Raw genomic sequence first — 1,146 nt, forward strand, 5'->3', positions numbered from 1 at the left:
TGGTTTTATCATTTGGTATTAAAATGTTTGACCCGATAGACAGTATTAAGTTCCGAGCCATAAGTCACTGGATACGCACCCGGATAACAACTTTTGAAAAGACGTTTTAATTAATTGTACGTTCAATCAAAATAGATCAGTAAATTGCATTGGTTCATTAACCAAGTCCAGAGTTTGGAATAGGCACTCCATTTATCATCTATGTTGGCTTCCCGGAGGAAAGTCGGCCACTGTAATTTGTCGAGCTTTGCTGATGGATTCAGCGGTTCAATCAACTTTTTACTTCTGGCTACGTATTCCTTTTTCTGCGTTTCTGAGAGATCTTTATTGTGATATAAATTGACTTCCCTATCAATCTCCCAGCAAAAATAACGATAAAATCTCTGGGGATTAGACAAATTACCGATAATCATCGGAATAATGCACTGGCCGACAATGCCTGCATCGGTTTCACTTAGCAACTCGCGCCACGGTTGTCCCGAAGACCTGTTCAATTGAAACAGAATATTTGACAAGTGATATCTGAATCGTTCGTTATCATAATCTTCCGGATATATCCTCCAAGTTACTTCATTGGTTTCCAGATCTTCAAGGTTAAATGCAAGTTGCCCCAGGGCTTTTCTGGTACGTCGCAAATAATCGAGCCTATTATTGGCCGACTCCTCATACTTCTGCCAGTCTTTTATCTTTTGGTCTTGTTGTTCCTGCGGGTATTTGGAAATAGAGCTTTCAAAGCACGCTTTCTTCTGCTGAAAATCCTGTTTTACCTGAATGTACTCATTGTGGAAGGCCATTTTAATTTTTCTCACAACATCGGCAACGGCAACGATTAAATCGATATCAGCATTTCTTAACATGCTGGCTCGTACTGCATGATAAAGATCATGCAGCATAAACTCGAGAATCAATTGAGCAGATAAGTAGTCAGCAGTTTTTGGCAAAGGGTGGCCAGGAAACGGAATCGCCATGTCTCTGTGTCCTTTGAGGCTGCCGGTTCTAATATCTTCAGGCGTACTGATCCCGATCACTGGATTGATATTATGGGCTTCTTTCTGGCATAAACTGTCAATAAAAGCCTGTCGCAACGTGATGGAAGGGCACATCACCTTGCCGAAGGCATCAAACAAAACAAAGAAGTCCAAGCTT

The 1,146-nt window shown here is 41.2% G+C and carries 1 protein-coding gene; it reads right to left on the reverse strand.

Annotation, left to right across the window (positions count from 1 at the left end):
- Positions 1–122: 122 nt before the first annotated feature.
- A partial coding sequence (locus tag KDK19_RS14160) for a hypothetical protein (RefSeq protein ID WP_257292219.1) occupies positions 123–1,146 on the reverse strand: 1,024 nt, incomplete at its 5' end.

This window comes from Endozoicomonas sp. ONNA1 (assembly GCF_024606325.1).
GTDB lineage: Bacteria > Pseudomonadota > Gammaproteobacteria > Pseudomonadales > Endozoicomonadaceae > Endozoicomonas_A.